This is a genomic window from Flagellimonas sediminis, from assembly GCF_010500845.1.
GTDB classification, from domain to species: domain Bacteria; phylum Bacteroidota; class Bacteroidia; order Flavobacteriales; family Flavobacteriaceae; genus Flagellimonas; species Flagellimonas sediminis.
The window spans coordinates 109,622-124,825 of sequence record NZ_JAAAMI010000001.1; the positions used below are offsets into that span (position 1 = coordinate 109,622).

Here is a 15,204-nt window from a genome sequence, read left to right on the forward strand (position 1 = left end):
AATGGCTGTCAATCCCTGGAGATTTCCAAAATTTCCAATTTCAAAGTTCCGTTCGGCACCTTGATCTCGGCTACATCTCCTACAGATTTGCCTAAGAGTCCTTTTCCTATGGGAGAGGTTACCGATATTTTCCCGGTTTTTAAATCTGCCTCACTTTCCGCTACTAGGGTATACTTCATTTGCATGCCATTGGCCAGGTTCTTCAACTTTACCGTGGAAAGCACCAAAATCTTGGAATTGTCCAATTGCGACTCATCGATCAAACGGGCATTGGCCAAGGTCTCCTCCATTTTAGAAATCTTCATTTCCAACAACCCCTGGGCCTCTTTGGCGGCATCGTACTCTGCATTTTCGGACAAATCTCCCTTGTCCCTAGCTTCCGCAATGGCCTGTGATGCCTTTGGACGTTCCACATCCTTGAGTTGGTTCAACTCATCCCTCAATTTCTTTAATCCTTCCGCTGTGTAGTATGATACTTTGCTCATGACTTCAAATTTTAATGCAAAAGAACATTGAAGAAAATCAAAAAATAATTTCCCCAATGAACTCTTCTTTACAAATACAAAAAATCCTCAACGAGTCCCATGACCTGCATGGATTTTGCGAGGATTTAACGCAAATATAGGTAAATTTTGTTCAACTTTGCTGAGCAATGTCAAGAAACACCTACTATGAAGCACTTTTGGAGCTTTGCCTTGCTTATATTGTTAATTTCCTGTAGTTCAGACAGTACCAACAGAAATCCATATCTGCAAGAAGTGAGTTTTCGTTTTGAATTAAACCTGAACCTACCGTTGTACACGAACCTGAACACCATAGGGAACCCAGTGTATGTTGGGAACAATGGAGTGGGTACCCGGGGTGCCTTTGTGATCAAATCCAGTTTGGATACCTACTACGCTTTTGAGGCCAGCTGCCCCAACCATACCCCGAACAGTTGTTCTACTATGTCCATTGATGGACAAAATGTGGTCTGTAGTTGCGAAGGATACACCTATAACCTATTCACCGGTCAACAATTGGACCGGCCTAGTGACGGAAATCGCTACTATGACCTGCTTTTTTATCGCGCCACTTTGAACGGAAACGTCGTGGTCATTTCCAATTAAAGAGCACCTAAAATCTTGTCCATCACCCAGCTGGTGAGCAACCCTGACTTTCCTGTGGAAGGATGTACTGTTTTACCCAATAAATGGTCTTTGATGTTGGACACGTGGTATTCCTGGATATATTCCGGGTGTGGGATGTCCAAAATTTGATGTCCCGATGCATTCTCCAACTGAATGGGTGCCTCATCCAAAACGGAAAAACTGATCTTTCCCTCGGAACCATAAATATCGACCTTATCAACCCGTTGATGGGTTCCAAAGTTCCAAAAACCTTCACCCGTGATTCCTCTTTCATGTAGCCAAATTCCCGAAACGGCATCGAACGCTGAATACAATCCTTGTTGGTTTTTTGCTATTCCGCTTGCTTCCACGATATCGCCAAGAAGAAAGGTGAACAGATCCAATCCGTGGCTTGCCAAATCGTCAAAATAACCGCCAGGGGCAACTTGCTTGTCCGTGCGCCAATTGTAGCTCCCGCTCTGATCAGCATCATTGGGTGGTTTAGATTTTTCCCAATGGATGTGTCGTACCTCACCGATCAAACCTTCATTTAGCCATTCCTTTACTTTTAGAAATCTGGGCAACGAACGCCGGTAGTAAGCTACAAAAAGAGACAATCCTCTCTCCTCAAACGCATTATACATGGCTAAACTGTCCTGATAATTCGGAGCCATGGGCTTTTCCACACAGCAGGGCTTGCCCGCTTCGGCCACTAGTAAGGCATACTTTTTATGGGTATCTGGTGGAGTGGCAATGTAAACAGCGTCTATTTCAGGGTTAAAAATAACCGCTTCGGCATTGGTGGTCCATTGAGGAATTCCATGTCTCTTGGCATAATCCCTGGCCTTTTCAGCATTGCGTCTCATAACCATATCCACCATAAAACCTGATGTAATCTGGTATGCCGGGACGCTTTTTTTCTCGGCCACGCCACCGCAACCGATCACGCCCCATCTCAAGGGTTTCTCTTCTGAAAAATGAAAATGGGATTCTGTCATCTTGCTAAAATTACAGAATCCCATTCATTTCATATCCTAAAAATTGAAAGTGGCCCCTAACAAAAAGTTGATTCCTGCTTGGGGATAGTAGCCGGCACCTTCAATGGTGGTTACCGTTCCAGGATTGGAAAAATCGTCATCGTAGGTGTAAAAATACCCGTTGGAAACAATGTCCGCATCAAAAATATTGTTCACCAATCCAGAAAGCACAATGCTTTTCACAAAGGCATTGGTTTGAATCACATACTGAACATTGAAATCGGTTTGGGTATAACTGTCCAATGTGGAACCTTCAGAATCGATATTACCCATGTACTGCTTGCCTACAAACTTGGACAGCAAGGACACCTGAAAATTTTCATTGGGTTGGTAGGTGAACACGTTCCCGGCAATCAATTGGGGCGAATAGGCGATGTGCGTATTGCCCAAATTCTGGAGTTCGCCGTCCCGTTGAAAATAAAAGTCGAGGTTTCGGTTGTCGCTCAGTGCAAGATTGGGCCTCCACAAAAATTTCTGTGCAAACCTCAAATTGGCATCCAATTCCAAGCCCAGTCTATAGCTGTCCCCAACATTCGACCTTAAGGGCGCCCCAACATCGTTGAGCTCCCCGGTGAGTACCAACTGATCTTTATAGCGCATGTAGTACACATTGGTATTCAACTGAAAATCTGGGGAAACATAACGCCAGCCCAACTCAAAATCGTTCAGTTTTTCTGGGCGCGGACTGCCATTTTCATAATCGTTCCGATTGGGTTCCCTATTGGCCCTTGCATACGAAAAATAGAAATTGTTGTTTGGGTTTAAATCGAAAGTCACCCCTGTTTTCGGATTGAAAAAATTGAAGGTATCATCCACCAGACCGGTATCATCACCATTGGCGTTATAGGTTACCCGACGGTACTGCACATCCCCAAAAACCGACCATTTGTTGTTCAATTGATAGTTGGCCTTGGTGTACCCGTTAAAATCGGTCTTGGTCGAATTATCATCATAATATCGGTCCCTGATCTCACTATTGCTGGCATATCGCGCCCAGATAATCTCGCCAAAGTGGTCTCCTTTGTACTCATTGTATCCACCCCCAAAAATCAGTTTGAGGTTGTTCTTGTCATAGGTTGCCGAAAATACAGTTCCATAAAAATCATTGTCCAACCAACGTCTGCGGATCAGGTCGGTTGAGTTGATGGTTCCACCATTGACCTCTATGGGATCCAAACCATAATCGGCAAAATCCTCATCTTCCTTATACTGTTCAAAAAAACCTCGTCCACGTGTATAATGCAAAGCCAAATGGGTGGTCCACTCAGGACCCAACGTTTCATACCAATGCAATTGAAAATGGTCTTGTTTGTAGTTGTCCACTTCCTTGTCGTAAAATTGAACGTTCCCATCTTCATCGGTATACATTCCCACAGGATTAAATGTCCTATCGTTTTCCAATTGTTCCGCTGTGACACCATCCCAAGCTTGATAGGTAACCTCATGCCCTCCAAAAAGCAAGGCCTTCACCAAGGTATTGTCATCTTTGTACACTCCTTGCAGAAAGTAAGCGTCCAATTTGGAACTGGCCCGATCCACATAACCATCGGAGGTAATGCGGGATAGCCTTCCAGAAAATTCAATATGGTCGTTGAGGAGCCCTGTACTGAACTTTACGTTGTTCCGAAGGGTGTTAAAACTTCCGATGGAAGAAGAAACCCTTGCATAGGCCTCTTCTGAAAAAGCATCGGTGAGCATGTTGAGACTGGCACCGAAGGCACCTGCCCCATTGGTCGAGGTTCCTACCCCTCGCTGCAATTGCAAGCTTTGGGTGGATGAGGAAAAATCGGGCATGTTCACCCAAAAGGTTCCTTGGGACTCGGCATCGTTGTACGGCACGCCATTGATGGTGACATTCACCCTTGTGGCATCGCTACCCCGCACCCGAATACTGGTGTAGCCAATCCCTGCCCCAGCATCCGATGTGGTCACCACGGCAGGCATGAAATTCATCAAAATGGGTACATCTTGCCCCAAGTTTCGGGGCCCAAGATCCTCCTTCTCCAAATTGGAAAAGGTAATGGGAAACTCCTTGGTCACCCGGACGGCTTGGACCAGGACCTCGTCCAGCACCACTTTTTTGCCTTCTAAAGTGTCGGCAGGTTCTACTTGTTGGGCACTCAAGGTGAGCCCCAGCCCACAAAGGGCCAATGTTGTGAATAAAGATTTCATTCGTAAAAATGTTACGAATAAAAGGGGTCATTATTCTTGTTAATAAATTGATTTTTGTTTCTAAAGAAACATAGAAATTCCAAGATGCGCCTAGCGCAATCCCTTGGCAGCATTACCCGCCCAGGTTCATTGGGTATAATCTCAGCCTTTTGTAAAAGCACCCCTTTGAGATGGGGCAAATGTAGTGTTCGGCATTCATTTATCATAAAAATACATCGGGAAATTTAACTTTTGGTTAGAACTATGGCTTCAAGGACTGGGCGTATATAAGAATATGTACCCTAGATCTAAAAAAAGGTTTACGCTAAAAATAATCTTCAGTTATATGGCCCTCGGCATGTTGGCGTTGTTGGCCGCATATTTTATCTATGATGAATTCAAAAACTACACGTCAACCCAAACTAAAGGGGATGATAACCTTAAATTATTGCGTACCAACGAACTGTTGACCAATCTATACGAGGCGGAAAACCTTTCCAAATTGGCCCTGCAGTCCAAACAACCTAAAGACCTTAAGGCATATGCCCAAAAGGTGGACTCAATCACCGCCTTGATCGATTCCCTAAAACCTTTGGCCAGAACCAATGTAGGCGACCAAGTTACCAAACTGGACAGCGTTCAACATCTCTTGCAGCAAAAGGTCATCAACAGTGCCGAATTACGCAGGCTTAAAGTGAAAAATGAAAACAACGCATCCTTTGATTCCGTTTTAAAGGCCTTTCATAAAATGGAAGTGGATATGGGAAGGATTACCCCGGAAACCTTTGCTCCCAACTTTGAACGACTATCCCCCGAAACCCAAGAATCCATTAGGGAATATGTGGCCATCTTGAACAAGAACATCCCAAACTCGGATGGGGGTTCCAACGCCAATAACATTGATTCCATTTTGGAAGTATCCAAATCCATATTGAACAAAGCAAAGACCCAAACGGCCGCCATGGAACGGTCCATGCTGCAAAAGGAACTGCAGATTTACCGCACAGATCTGGAACTTTCTCAAAAGATGCGGAGCGTCCTTTCCGATTTTGAACGGGAAATGGTGCAGAATGCCTTTTTGGACAATATCACCCAAAAGCAAGCCCTACAGAGAAGTACCCGATTGGCTGGCGGAGCGGTGATACTAGGTTTGATCATCGTTATCCTTTTCACTTTTTTAATCTCCAAAGATTATTGGAAAGGACAGCAATATCAAGAACAATTGGAGAAAGAGAAAAAATACTCCGAATCCCTTTTGAAGAGCAGGGAACAGTTGATTTCCACAGTGAGCCATGACCTAAGAACACCATTGAATACCATCAGTGGATACTCCGAATTAATGGAACATAGCGGCCTGAACAATAAGCAACTGAACTATTTGAAGAATGTAAAATCGGCTTCAGGATACGTTAACAATTTAGTCAATGATCTTTTGGATTTTTCAAAACTGGAAGCGGGAAAAGTACAGTTGGAAAAAATGCCTTTCATACTCTCTCAATTGATCCGTGAGACGGCAGGGCATTTTGATGAAATCAATGACAAGAAAAGCCTTGAACTACTGTTGGAGATTGACGAGCGATTGAACAAACCCATCATTGACGACCCCTTCCGTATACGACAGATTTTGACCAACCTGATCGGCAACGCCTTTAAGTTCACCCAAAAAGGTTTTGTAAAGGTATGGGCCATAGTGGAGGAAAAAAAGGATGGCCCTCGGTTACAGATCAAGGTCATCGACACCGGTATCGGTATTGAAAAAGAGAAACAGGAATTGATTTTTCAGGAGTTTACACAAGCGGGAAATCAAAACGAGCACAAACAAGGTGGTTATGGCCTAGGGCTCACTATCTCCAAAAAGTTGACGGAACTGTTGGGGGGAAGCCTGACCTTGAGCAGCGAGGTCAACAAAGGTAGTACCTTCATTTTGGACCTTCCCATTCAATTTTCAGGGCATTATAGGCCTGATAAGGTTACCGAAAAAAATGATGCCCTTAACGCTCCCCTTTCAGTATTGGTAATCGATGATGATGAAAACATGCTGGGTCTCATTGCTGAGATCGGCAAGGTCAACCAGATCAAGGTAAAGACTGTTTCCAGTTTCAAACAGTTGGAACCATCAAGCGTTTTTCAATTTGACAAGGTACTCACTGACATTCAAATGCCCGAAACGGATGGCTTTACCGTTCTGGGAAAATTAAAAGCAATGGGGTTTGAAAATCCTGTGATTGCCATGACCGGGCAATCCATAACCAAGAAATCCACTTTCATCAGTGCAGGTTTCTCCGATGTCCTACAAAAACCATTTTCTACCCATATACTACTTTCCGCCCTTGGAATTTCAAACATGCATACAAGACAATCTGAGGATGCCCGTATTCCCCCATCTGAAACTTCACTGTTCAGTATCGAGAACATTGCCATGTTTTTGGATGGGCCAAAAGCTGTTCAAGAGGTGCTCCAAGTTTTTATGGAAAATACCCAGGCAAATTTGGACCTTCTTTTTTCTTCTATCGGGAATTCGGATTACAAGGAATTGCGATCTATTGCCCATAAAATGTTGCCCATGTTCAAGCAACTGGAAGTATATACCGCAGTGGATGTTCTGGAACGATTGGAACACCTGAACGACGAAACAAAAGGGGAGCAGGTCTATGAAACACTTTCCCAATTGAAACAAATCCTGACCAAACTCGAATTGGAAATAGGGAAATATTTGATCAAACTTCCAGTTGGTACTGATTGATCTTGTTATAAAGGGTCTTTCGGGTAATCTGTAAAAGTTTGGCCGCCTTGCTCTTGTTGAAATTGGTCTGTTTTAATGCCTCCATGATCCGTTCCTTTTCAAAATCCGATTTGGAAAAGATTGGTTCTTGGGTTCCGTTGACTCCCTGCACTACTTCGTTTGACAAGGCATCGGGTAAAACCATCTCTCCTTGGGAAAAAAGAACGGCACGTTTGATCACATTTTTCATTTCACGAAGGTTGCCAGGCCAGGAATAATCCAACAACAGTTGCTTGGTTTCTTCGGAAAAATCGAAGACCTCCTTTTCCAATTCCGAATTGGCCCTATCCAAGAAATAGCTGGCGAATAACAGAATATCTTCTTTTCGTTCCCGCAAGGAAGGTACCTCAATGGAGAATTCGTTCAATCTATGGTACAGGTCTTCCCGAAAGGCTCCATCATCAATAGCTACCAAGAGGTTTTCATTGGTGGCTGCGATGATTCTTAGGTCCAAATGGATTTCCTTTGTGCTCCCCACCCTTTTAATCTTTCGTTCCTGAATGGCCCTGAGCAATTGTACCTGATGTTCGTAGGACAGGTTTCCCACTTCATCCAAAAAGAGAGTGCCGCCATTGGCCGCTTCAAAATGTCCGACCTTGTCCTCAATGGCTCCGGTAAAACTGCCCTTCACATGACCGAAAAATTCACTGGTGGCAATTTCCCTGGGTATGGCCCCACAATCCACGGCCACAAAAGGTTGATTGCTTCGGTTACTGGCTTTGTGGATGGCATTTGCAGTTACTTCCTTACCAGTTCCACTTTCCCCGGTCAATAGAACGGACATATTGGTAGGAGCCACCAATTGCACATACTGCTGTAGTTTTTTGGAACTATCGCTTTCTCCTGCCAAAAAGCTGTTTGGATTTTTATTTACCGGTTTTATGGGGGAAGTTTCAACCTTTTCCTGTTGATTTCCTGTTTGGATGACCAATGCATTGTTGATCACCGTTACAATTTCATCTGGTGTAAAGGGTTTTGAAATGTAATCGAAAGCACCATTTTTTATGGCATTCACAGCAGTCCGGACTTCGGCGTAGCCTGTCATCAAGATGACTTGGGTTTGGGGCGATTCCTTTTTTACCTGATGAAGGAGGGTAACCCCATTACCTTTGGGCAACCTCACATCGGAAAGGATCACATCAAAATGGGAAGTTCTCAATTGCTCTTCGGCCTCCTTGATGGTATAACTTGTATACACGTCAAAACCGTTCCTTGTCAAAAACTTTTCAAGCATTTGACAGAAAGCAGTGTCGTCTTCAATGATCAGGATTTTGGGCATAGCTTAGATATCTAATATACGATACCAAAAGCCGATGGGATGGTGCGTCACTTATAAATTTATCACAAAAAAGGGCTGTAAATACAGCCCTTTTCAACCAAACTAACTAACCTAACACGGTCTCGAAAACTTAAATTACATGTCGATCCAGTTACCGTCGGCATCGGCATATACGGTTCCTGTAGTACCATCTTCTAGAGATAGATCCAATTTATATTGGTCCTTCTCATTCTTGTAGGCTTTGTCAATTTTGGCCGTGGGGTAGTTTTTCTCCACAGCTTTTGAAACGGCTTCAGGAAGGGAAGCAACTTCGATTTCCTCAAAATCCTGGGCAACGATTACTGTGGCGTTATCCACATTAAGTTCTGGAGTTTCTACATTGGCGAAAGCTGAGATTCCTACAAAGGACAATACGGTTGCAATTGCTAAATTTTTCATGGTATATGATTTTAATGTTTTACTTGCTTAGGTATATGAAAATCCAATGCCAGAATTCAGCACCATGCCAAATTCCATTTTACTCTTTGATTATCAATAATTTAAAAAATCAGTGGATTTTTACAACTGTGTAAAAATGTGTAATTATCAGGTTGTAGTGTGTAAAAAGTAAACAAGAAAGGCCGCTTTCGCGGCCTTTCCTCCTGACCAACTATAGTCACAAGGAAAAAAGACTATTTATAGGGTTGGCAGAAATGGACAATACATGGATAGTGTTTAGTTAGCATCATCCGGATGTTTTCTTTTATCCTTTTCTTTTTTAATTTTTAAATACGATAACAACATATATATCGCCATGGCCAATGAGACCAGGTTGAAAAACAGAATTATTTTAAAGAGCATACCTTCATTATTGTGGACCGCCATTTTGGTTCAAAAGAGAGCTGCACTAGGCGTACAGCTCTCTTAACCAAATCAACCAACCTAAAGCAAGACAACCCGCAAGGATTATCTATTTTTTCCATTACGCGAAAACAGCTGATCCAAATACATTCAATCCTTTTCGAGTATACCTTATTCGACACCTTTTAAAGGAAGTGGTCACCAAGAAAACAAAAAAAAGATCCGCTGTTTATATGAACAGCGGATCTTACATTTTGATTGTCTGGTACTTACGCTTGGTGGCTCGGTTTTAAAAGATCGTTCACCGTTTTCACCGGGTTGAAGGTCACCAATGGAACTTCAACAAAAAGAGTATTCCAGAATGCCATACCCCCGTTCCAAAGTCCGGGTAGCTCCAGCGCTTTTAGTTCCTTTCCTTCTTGCGTTTTACTTGTAATGAAGCCTTGCTTTTCGTCCACATAATCCAACAGATGGTACTTCTCTCCCTTATGGTTGCGCACACCGCAGACCAAATCCACAGGGTTAAAATGTGTTGAGTTTTTGAGTAGGGAAGCCTGTTGGTCATCATCCATATCAATTTGGGCGGACTCGATAATCTGGAGTGAAATGTTGCCGTCGCCATCTTCGATCCAGAAGGGTCCCCCACCGGGTTCGCCTTCGTTCTTCACCATTCCGCAAATACGAATCGGGCGATTTATCCTATCCTTCAATACGGAAAGCTGTTCGTCAACGTCCATGTCATCGAAATCATTTGGCATCCTCACATTCAGGTCCTTTTCCAAAAACTCCTTGATCTCTTCAGATTTGGCAATGGAAACGTCCCCTTCATCCAAAAGTTTGGCATAGCCAAAGGCCTTGTTCTGAACCTTGGCCAAAACGCCTGCCAGCATTTTTTTGCTGTTGGCCACTTGTTCCAAATTTTTATCGATGACTACATTATCGATGTTCTTGATGAAGATGATATCGGCATCCTGATCATTAAGGTTCTCGATCAAAGCACCATGTCCTCCTGGCCTGAACAATAAGGAACCATCCCCATTTTTGAAAGGTTGGTTGTCCAAACCAACGGCAATGGTATCGGTCGATGGTTTTTGATTGGAATAGCTGATATCGAATTTTGTATCGGTCAGCTTTGCTATTTTGGGAGCAACTTTGGATTCTTCTTCAGCGAACATCTCATCATGCTGTTCGGAAACCGTGAAGTGCAAATTTGCTTTCCCCGATGTTTTAGCATACAGTGCTGCCTCTTTCAAATGTTCTTCAAAAGGGGTTGCACTTCCTGTTTCATACCTATGGAACGGCAATAATCCTTTCGGATAAAAACCGTAATTGAGTCCACTTTCCACCAACATTTCCTTCACGAATAGATAAGCTTCCTCATCTTTGTTTGCTGCCTTACCTTTTATCCTTTCCATGATCAGATCATAAAAAGGGAATTTCGGCATTTGTTCCACAAACTTTTGCGCGTCATTATCCCCGGTCCGAGCAATGTAATCGGATAGACTTTCTTTTTTAGGGTCGAAGGCATCCAAAAAGTTGAACATGGCCTTGAACATTCGGGATGCGGCACCGGAGGCCGGAACAAATTTCAAAAGATCCAAGTTACCCCTGTGGTCCTCAAAATATTGAACCAGATCGTTTTGTTCCTTGTCAGAAAATCGGAGGATACCGTTGCCCACAACGGCGGCCTTGACCAATTTCACAAATGGGATGCCTTCCTTGAAAGTCTCAATTTGGCGTATCACTTTTTCCTTGGTAATTCCTTTGGAATCCAATTGTTCCAAGTCTTTCGGACTCAATGTTATCATGTTCTGGAGAAGTTTATCAATGTGTTCTATTGCCTTTTTTAGCCTAGTGGCCTTATCTCCCTTTAAAATAATAAAATTCCGATGATATTTCTCCAATGATTCTTTGAAATACGCATACATTCGTTCACGTTCATCCGGTTTGTCCCGAAGATCGTCCGCCACCCAAGGGGTATCTATATAGGTCAGTAAATACAGATCATAACTGTTCCTCAATGCGTATTTTTCCAAAATGGGATCGCAGGTACCCGTGTAATATGCCTCCGAATAGACTTTCGTCTCCAACAAATCGGTATCGCAAATGAGTACCTTATTGGCTTTTTTGGCCAATCGGTTTTCCAGTTCCATTTGTCCGTAGGCTATTGGGACCAGATCTTTGGGTTCGCAGGTCTTTTGTTCCCTGTCCCATTTATCCTGAAGGTACTCCCGGGCATATTCGGGCACCCATTCTGTATTGTAATGTTCGGCCAATTGGGCCGCCAAAGTTGTCTTTCCCGTGGATTCAGGTCCAAATAGGACTATTTTGATGAGGTTTGAAGGCTGTTGCCCAAGTTTTTCTTCCATGCTAGATATCCCTGTATGGCCAAAACGGTAAAAATGAGGTATTGCAAAGAGAACATGCCCCATCCCCTATAAGCGTACAAAGGTACGGTTATTAGGTCACCTATGATCCATAGTGTCCAGTTTTCAAGTTTCTTGTTGGCCATGTACCACATTCCGGTAAAAAATATACCGGAGGTAACAATATCTACATAATTGGTAGGGCCAATATCCGCTCCAAATGCCACATAAACACCATAGGTAACCAACATGGTGAGCAGAAAAAATCCAAATCCTACCCATTTTTCCCTGATATTGGTCCGGGTGATGTGGACCACAGGCTGTCGGTCATCCTTTCTTCTGGCCCAGTTCCACCAACCATAAATACTCATGATGGAATAGTAGAAGTTCATCATCATGTCCCCAAAAAGGCTATCCGTAAAAAAAATGTACGTGGTAATCACGGTGGCCACCAAGCCAGTTGGGTATACCAAAATATCCTCTTTTTTGGCATATACAACGCTAGCAATCCCAAAGAAAAAAGCCGTGGCTTCCAGTATGATCAACGACAGTTCCCTATCCTCATAGGGTCCCAGAAAAAAATCAAAAATGGGGTTCATAGTCGCTTCTGTCAGATTTCACGAGCTTCATGGTCAGTACTACATGATCTAAATTTTCAAAAGCTTCCTTGATTTCAGATTGAAGCAGCTCCATGACCCTGTCATAATCCCCATACACTTGGGTACTCAACGGATTTTCCAATACCGTGAGACCGGAAGCGCGTAAATTTTTGATAAAGGCTATGATCGGGGGTTCAAAATCGTCTTGAAGCGGGGTTAAGGTAAGTTCGGCGGATATTTTCATGGGCATGGTTGCAATTCACAGGCAAAACTACTAAAAGAAATCGTCATCCACCCATCATCTTAAGGGCATACACACAAGTAAACCCCTCAAATTCCAAAAACTCGATTTCGTATTGCGACTTTTTACCCTTATACAAGATCTCGGCAACGGTCCGTCCATCGGCAAAGGCAAAATCCATGACATTGATGTGCCTTAAAAAACTGAGCCCCTGTTGCGCATAAATTTTATACAGGGATTCCTTGGCACCCCAGACAATGGTCAATTTTCTCATAATGGCCTCGGTATTCGCCAAAGTTTTATATTCATCAATAGGGGTGAATTTATGTGCGATTCTAAGGATCTTGTCGCGCTGCATTTCTATGTCAATACCCACCTCATCGGTTTCGCTTACAATGATTCCCGTAAAATTGTGCGAATGGGTTATGGATATATGATTTCCATCTTTTAGATGGGGCTTTCCAAAATCATCGTAAACAAGGTCCTTGTCCTCATATCCGGCCAAGGCCAATAAGTGTCTGATACTCAAGAATGCCCTTCGGTGTGCTTCCGATTTCATGCCGTCCATACGGTTTTGACAGTGCTGTGTGAGCTCCACATTCTTGGCCAGTTGTTTCTCTGGTTCGGTCACCTTCCAGATATAGACTTTGGTTGTTGGGGAAACTGTTATGGTTTTGTAAATGGGCATGACCAAAAATTAAGCGAATTTGTATCTTTGTCGCACTATAAAAGCGAAGCTACAAAAGTAAATTTATATAAAGTATGAGCACAAAGACAATTCCGTATGTACCTTATAAGGTGAAGGATATGTCCCTAGCGGATTGGGGAAGAAAAGAGATTGAGCTTGCCGAGGCCGAAATGCCAGGGCTCATGGCGTTGCGTGAAGAATACGGTAAAGAGCAACCATTGAAAGGTGCCCGAATTGCCGGATGTCTGCACATGACCATCCAAACGGCCGTATTGATCGAGACCTTGGTGGCCCTGGGTGCCGAGGTAACCTGGAGTTCCTGCAACATTTTCTCTACCCAGGACCACGCCGCCGCTGCCATTGCCGCTGCCGGAATCCCTGTTTATGCCTGGAAAGGCATGAACGAGAAGGAATTTGACTGGTGCATTGAACAGACCCTTTTCTTTGGTGAGGATAGAAAACCACTGAACATGATCTTGGACGATGGTGGTGACCTTACCAATATGGTGTTGGATCTATATCCTGAAATGGCCGCTGGTGTAAAGGGACTATCCGAAGAAACCACTACCGGAGTGCACCGTTTGTACGAAAGGGTAAAAAAAGGAACCCTACCAATGCCCGCCATCAACGTGAACGACTCCGTGACCAAATCCAAATTTGACAACAAATACGGATGTCGTGAAAGTGCCGTGGATGCTATTAGAAGGGCTACGGATACCATGTTGGCCGGAAAACGTGTGGTTGTAGCCGGATACGGAGACGTTGGAAAAGGAACCGCAGCCTCTTTCCGAGGTGCAGGCGCCATTGTTACCGTTACCGAAATAGACCCCATTTGTGCCCTCCAGGCTTGTATGGATGGTTATGAAGTGAAGAAATTGGAATCCGTTGTGGAAAATGCCGACGTGGTCATCACCGCAACCGGGAACAAGGACATTATCCGTGAAGAGCATTTTAGGGCCATGAAGGACAAGGCCATTGTTTGTAATATTGGTCACTTTGACAATGAAATTGATATGGCTTGGTTGAACCGCACCTATGGCAATACCAAGAACGAAATCAAACCTCAAGTGGACAAATACACCATTGAAGGAAAGGATGTGATTATTTTGGCCGAAGGCCGATTGGTGAACTTGGGTTGTGCCACTGGTCACCCAAGCTTTGTAATGAGTAACTCCTTCACCAACCAAACATTGGCTCAAATTGAATTGTGGAAAAACCACGATAATTATGAGAACAATGTGTATACGTTACCCAAACATTTGGATGAAAAAGTAGCGCAACTGCATTTGGCAAGGTTAGGCGCTGAGCTTACCGAGTTGAAGGAAGATCAAGCAGAATACATTGGGGTTACGGTAGAAGGACCTTTCAAACCAGATTATTACAGATATTAAGATTTAATAATACCCAATAAAAAAACCCATGGTTTTGGCCATGGGTTTTTTTATTTTGCAGTGATGGATCAATCCGCCAATAAACCTTCACCATAATTACAGGTTTTGGCCTCTTTCAATAGTGCCAGCCCTTCTTGTCTAGTGTCCATTGGGTCTATTTTGATTTTTTCTCCATTGGGCATGTACACAATATAGAATCCTTCTTCAAAAGAGGAAAGTTTGATGATCTCCCCGTTTGGTCGGATCGCGTTCCAGGATTTTTCGTCCGGTTTATATACCAAATCTATCTTCTTGCCTTTTTTAGGACCTTCCACTACGGTAACTTGGATCCTGTTTTTGGTAGCCACCATTTTAAAGGTATTGCCATCATGTTCCACCATTTGGGTCTCCGACTCCCCATCTTTCATGGCAATGGGGTTTGAACCGGACCAAAATTCAATGACATTGAAAATAATGACATCTCCCAAGAAAAAGAGACCGTAAACGGGAACAATGTTCAATCCCCAAAAAATAAGGTTGTCCAAGAACTTACTGTCGGTTAACCCTTGGTTCCAATCCTTCAGATTGTTGAACGCACTAAAAGATCCCAAACAGCTTGTAAACAAAATGGAACAAGCCAACAAAGAAGAAATAACGATTTTTTTCATGATATAAGAATTATGGTTAATGTTCTTAAAGCTACAAAAAGATTTGGTTGCAACTCTATCCATAAACAAAATAC

The 15,204-nt window shown here is 43.3% G+C and carries 13 protein-coding genes; 3 read left to right on the forward strand and 10 right to left on the reverse strand.

The annotated features are described in order from the left end of the window. Positions 1-8: 8 nt before the first annotated feature. A complete protein-coding gene (gene greA / locus GTK07_RS00465; RefSeq protein WP_163631707.1) occupies positions 9-485 on the reverse strand; it encodes a transcription elongation factor GreA in 477 nt (158 codons plus the stop codon). Between the two features lie 186 nt (positions 486-671). On the opposite strand from greA, the gene GTK07_RS00470 reads away from it, so the two are divergent. Then, positions 672-1,109 carry a Rieske (2Fe-2S) protein gene (locus tag GTK07_RS00470; RefSeq protein WP_163631710.1) on the forward strand — a complete coding sequence of 146 codons (438 nt, stop codon included), beginning with the start codon at positions 672-674 and terminating at the stop codon, positions 1,107-1,109. Here GTK07_RS00470 and GTK07_RS00475 read toward each other — a convergent pair. After that, positions 1,106-2,107, reverse strand: coding sequence for a Gfo/Idh/MocA family protein (locus tag GTK07_RS00475; RefSeq protein WP_163631713.1), 1,002 nt, complete (start codon positions 2,105-2,107; stop codon positions 1,106-1,108). The genes GTK07_RS00470 and GTK07_RS00475 overlap by 4 nt on opposite strands. Before the next feature lie 36 nt (positions 2,108-2,143). Further along, positions 2,144-4,318 carry a TonB-dependent receptor gene (locus tag GTK07_RS00480; RefSeq protein ID WP_163631716.1) on the reverse strand — a complete coding sequence of 725 codons (2,175 nt, stop codon included), beginning with the start codon at positions 4,316-4,318 and terminating at the stop codon, positions 2,144-2,146. Between the two features lie 325 nt (positions 4,319-4,643). Here GTK07_RS00480 and GTK07_RS00485 point away from each other — a divergent pair, with 325 nt between their 5' ends. Further along, positions 4,644-7,040: an ATP-binding protein gene (locus GTK07_RS00485; protein ID WP_163631719.1), complete on the forward strand. Its 2,397-nt coding sequence runs from the start codon at positions 4,644-4,646 to the stop codon at positions 7,038-7,040. Here GTK07_RS00485 and GTK07_RS00490 read toward each other — a convergent pair. From GTK07_RS00490 to GTK07_RS00515, 6 genes are all read right to left on the reverse strand, one after another. After that, a complete protein-coding gene (locus GTK07_RS00490) occupies positions 7,015-8,358 on the reverse strand; it encodes a sigma-54-dependent transcriptional regulator (protein ID WP_163631722.1) in 1,344 nt (447 codons plus the stop codon). The two genes, GTK07_RS00485 and GTK07_RS00490, sit on opposite strands and share 26 nt — an antisense overlap. Positions 8,359-8,493: 135 nt before the next feature. Next, positions 8,494-8,796 (reverse strand): hypothetical protein, encoded by a 303-nt coding sequence (locus tag GTK07_RS00495; RefSeq protein WP_163631725.1) that lies wholly within the window; start codon positions 8,794-8,796, stop codon positions 8,494-8,496. A gap of 671 nt (positions 8,797-9,467) precedes the next feature. Next, positions 9,468-11,567, reverse strand: a complete 2,100-nt coding sequence (locus GTK07_RS00500; RefSeq protein ID WP_163631727.1) for a DUF4301 family protein — start codon at positions 11,565-11,567, stop codon at positions 9,468-9,470. Beyond that, on the reverse strand, positions 11,522-12,163 hold the full coding sequence (gene pnuC / locus GTK07_RS00505; protein WP_163631730.1) for a nicotinamide riboside transporter PnuC: 642 nt from the start codon (positions 12,161-12,163) through the stop codon (positions 11,522-11,524). Before pnuC ends, GTK07_RS00500 begins: the two co-directional genes overlap by 46 nt. After that, complete coding sequence (locus GTK07_RS00510) at positions 12,147-12,407, reverse strand: YkoF family thiamine/hydroxymethylpyrimidine-binding protein (RefSeq protein WP_163631733.1); 261 nt, start codon at positions 12,405-12,407, stop codon at positions 12,147-12,149. Before GTK07_RS00510 ends, pnuC begins: the two co-directional genes overlap by 17 nt. Before the next feature lie 43 nt (positions 12,408-12,450). Continuing rightward, on the reverse strand, positions 12,451-13,092 hold the full coding sequence (locus tag GTK07_RS00515; RefSeq protein ID WP_163631736.1) for a 4'-phosphopantetheinyl transferase family protein: 642 nt from the start codon (positions 13,090-13,092) through the stop codon (positions 12,451-12,453). Positions 13,093-13,166: 74 nt separating this feature from the next. Between GTK07_RS00515 and ahcY the strand changes: the two genes are divergently transcribed. Then, positions 13,167-14,483 carry an adenosylhomocysteinase gene (gene ahcY / locus GTK07_RS00520; RefSeq protein WP_163631739.1) on the forward strand — a complete coding sequence of 439 codons (1,317 nt, stop codon included), beginning with the start codon at positions 13,167-13,169 and terminating at the stop codon, positions 14,481-14,483. Between the two features lie 68 nt (positions 14,484-14,551). Here the strand turns inward: ahcY and GTK07_RS00525 are convergent, their stop codons facing one another. Next, entirely contained in the window at positions 14,552-15,130 is a 579-nt protein-coding gene (locus GTK07_RS00525; protein WP_163631742.1) for a DUF3332 domain-containing protein, read from the reverse strand. Between the last annotated feature and the right edge of the window lie 74 nt (positions 15,131-15,204).

Bases quoted from the DNA above. Each gene is read 5' to 3' on its own strand.
- ahcY (WP_163631739.1), top strand. From the start codon at position 13,167: ATGAGCACAAAGACAATTCCGTATGTACCTTATAAGGTGAAGGATATG.
- GTK07_RS00510 (WP_163631733.1), bottom strand. From the start codon at position 12,407: ATGAAAATATCCGCCGAACTTACCTTAACCCCGCTTCAAGACGATTTT.
- GTK07_RS00490 (WP_163631722.1), bottom strand. From the start codon at position 8,358: ATGCCCAAAATCCTGATCATTGAAGACGACACTGCTTTCTGTCAAATG.
- GTK07_RS00475 (WP_163631713.1), bottom strand. From the start codon at position 2,107: ATGACAGAATCCCATTTTCATTTTTCAGAAGAGAAACCCTTGAGATGG.
- pnuC (WP_163631730.1), bottom strand. From the start codon at position 12,163: ATGAACCCCATTTTTGATTTTTTTCTGGGACCCTATGAGGATAGGGAA.
- greA (WP_163631707.1), bottom strand. From the start codon at position 485: ATGAGCAAAGTATCATACTACACAGCGGAAGGATTAAAGAAATTGAGG.
- GTK07_RS00500 (WP_163631727.1), bottom strand. From the start codon at position 11,567: ATGGAAGAAAAACTTGGGCAACAGCCTTCAAACCTCATCAAAATAGTC.
- GTK07_RS00485 (WP_163631719.1), top strand. From the start codon at position 4,644: ATGGCCCTCGGCATGTTGGCGTTGTTGGCCGCATATTTTATCTATGAT.
- GTK07_RS00525 (WP_163631742.1), bottom strand. From the start codon at position 15,130: ATGAAAAAAATCGTTATTTCTTCTTTGTTGGCTTGTTCCATTTTGTTT.
- GTK07_RS00480 (WP_163631716.1), bottom strand. From the start codon at position 4,318: ATGAAATCTTTATTCACAACATTGGCCCTTTGTGGGCTGGGGCTCACC.
- GTK07_RS00495 (WP_163631725.1), bottom strand. From the start codon at position 8,796: ATGAAAAATTTAGCAATTGCAACCGTATTGTCCTTTGTAGGAATCTCA.
- GTK07_RS00470 (WP_163631710.1), top strand. From the start codon at position 672: ATGAAGCACTTTTGGAGCTTTGCCTTGCTTATATTGTTAATTTCCTGT.
- GTK07_RS00515 (WP_163631736.1), bottom strand. From the start codon at position 13,092: ATGCCCATTTACAAAACCATAACAGTTTCCCCAACAACCAAAGTCTAT.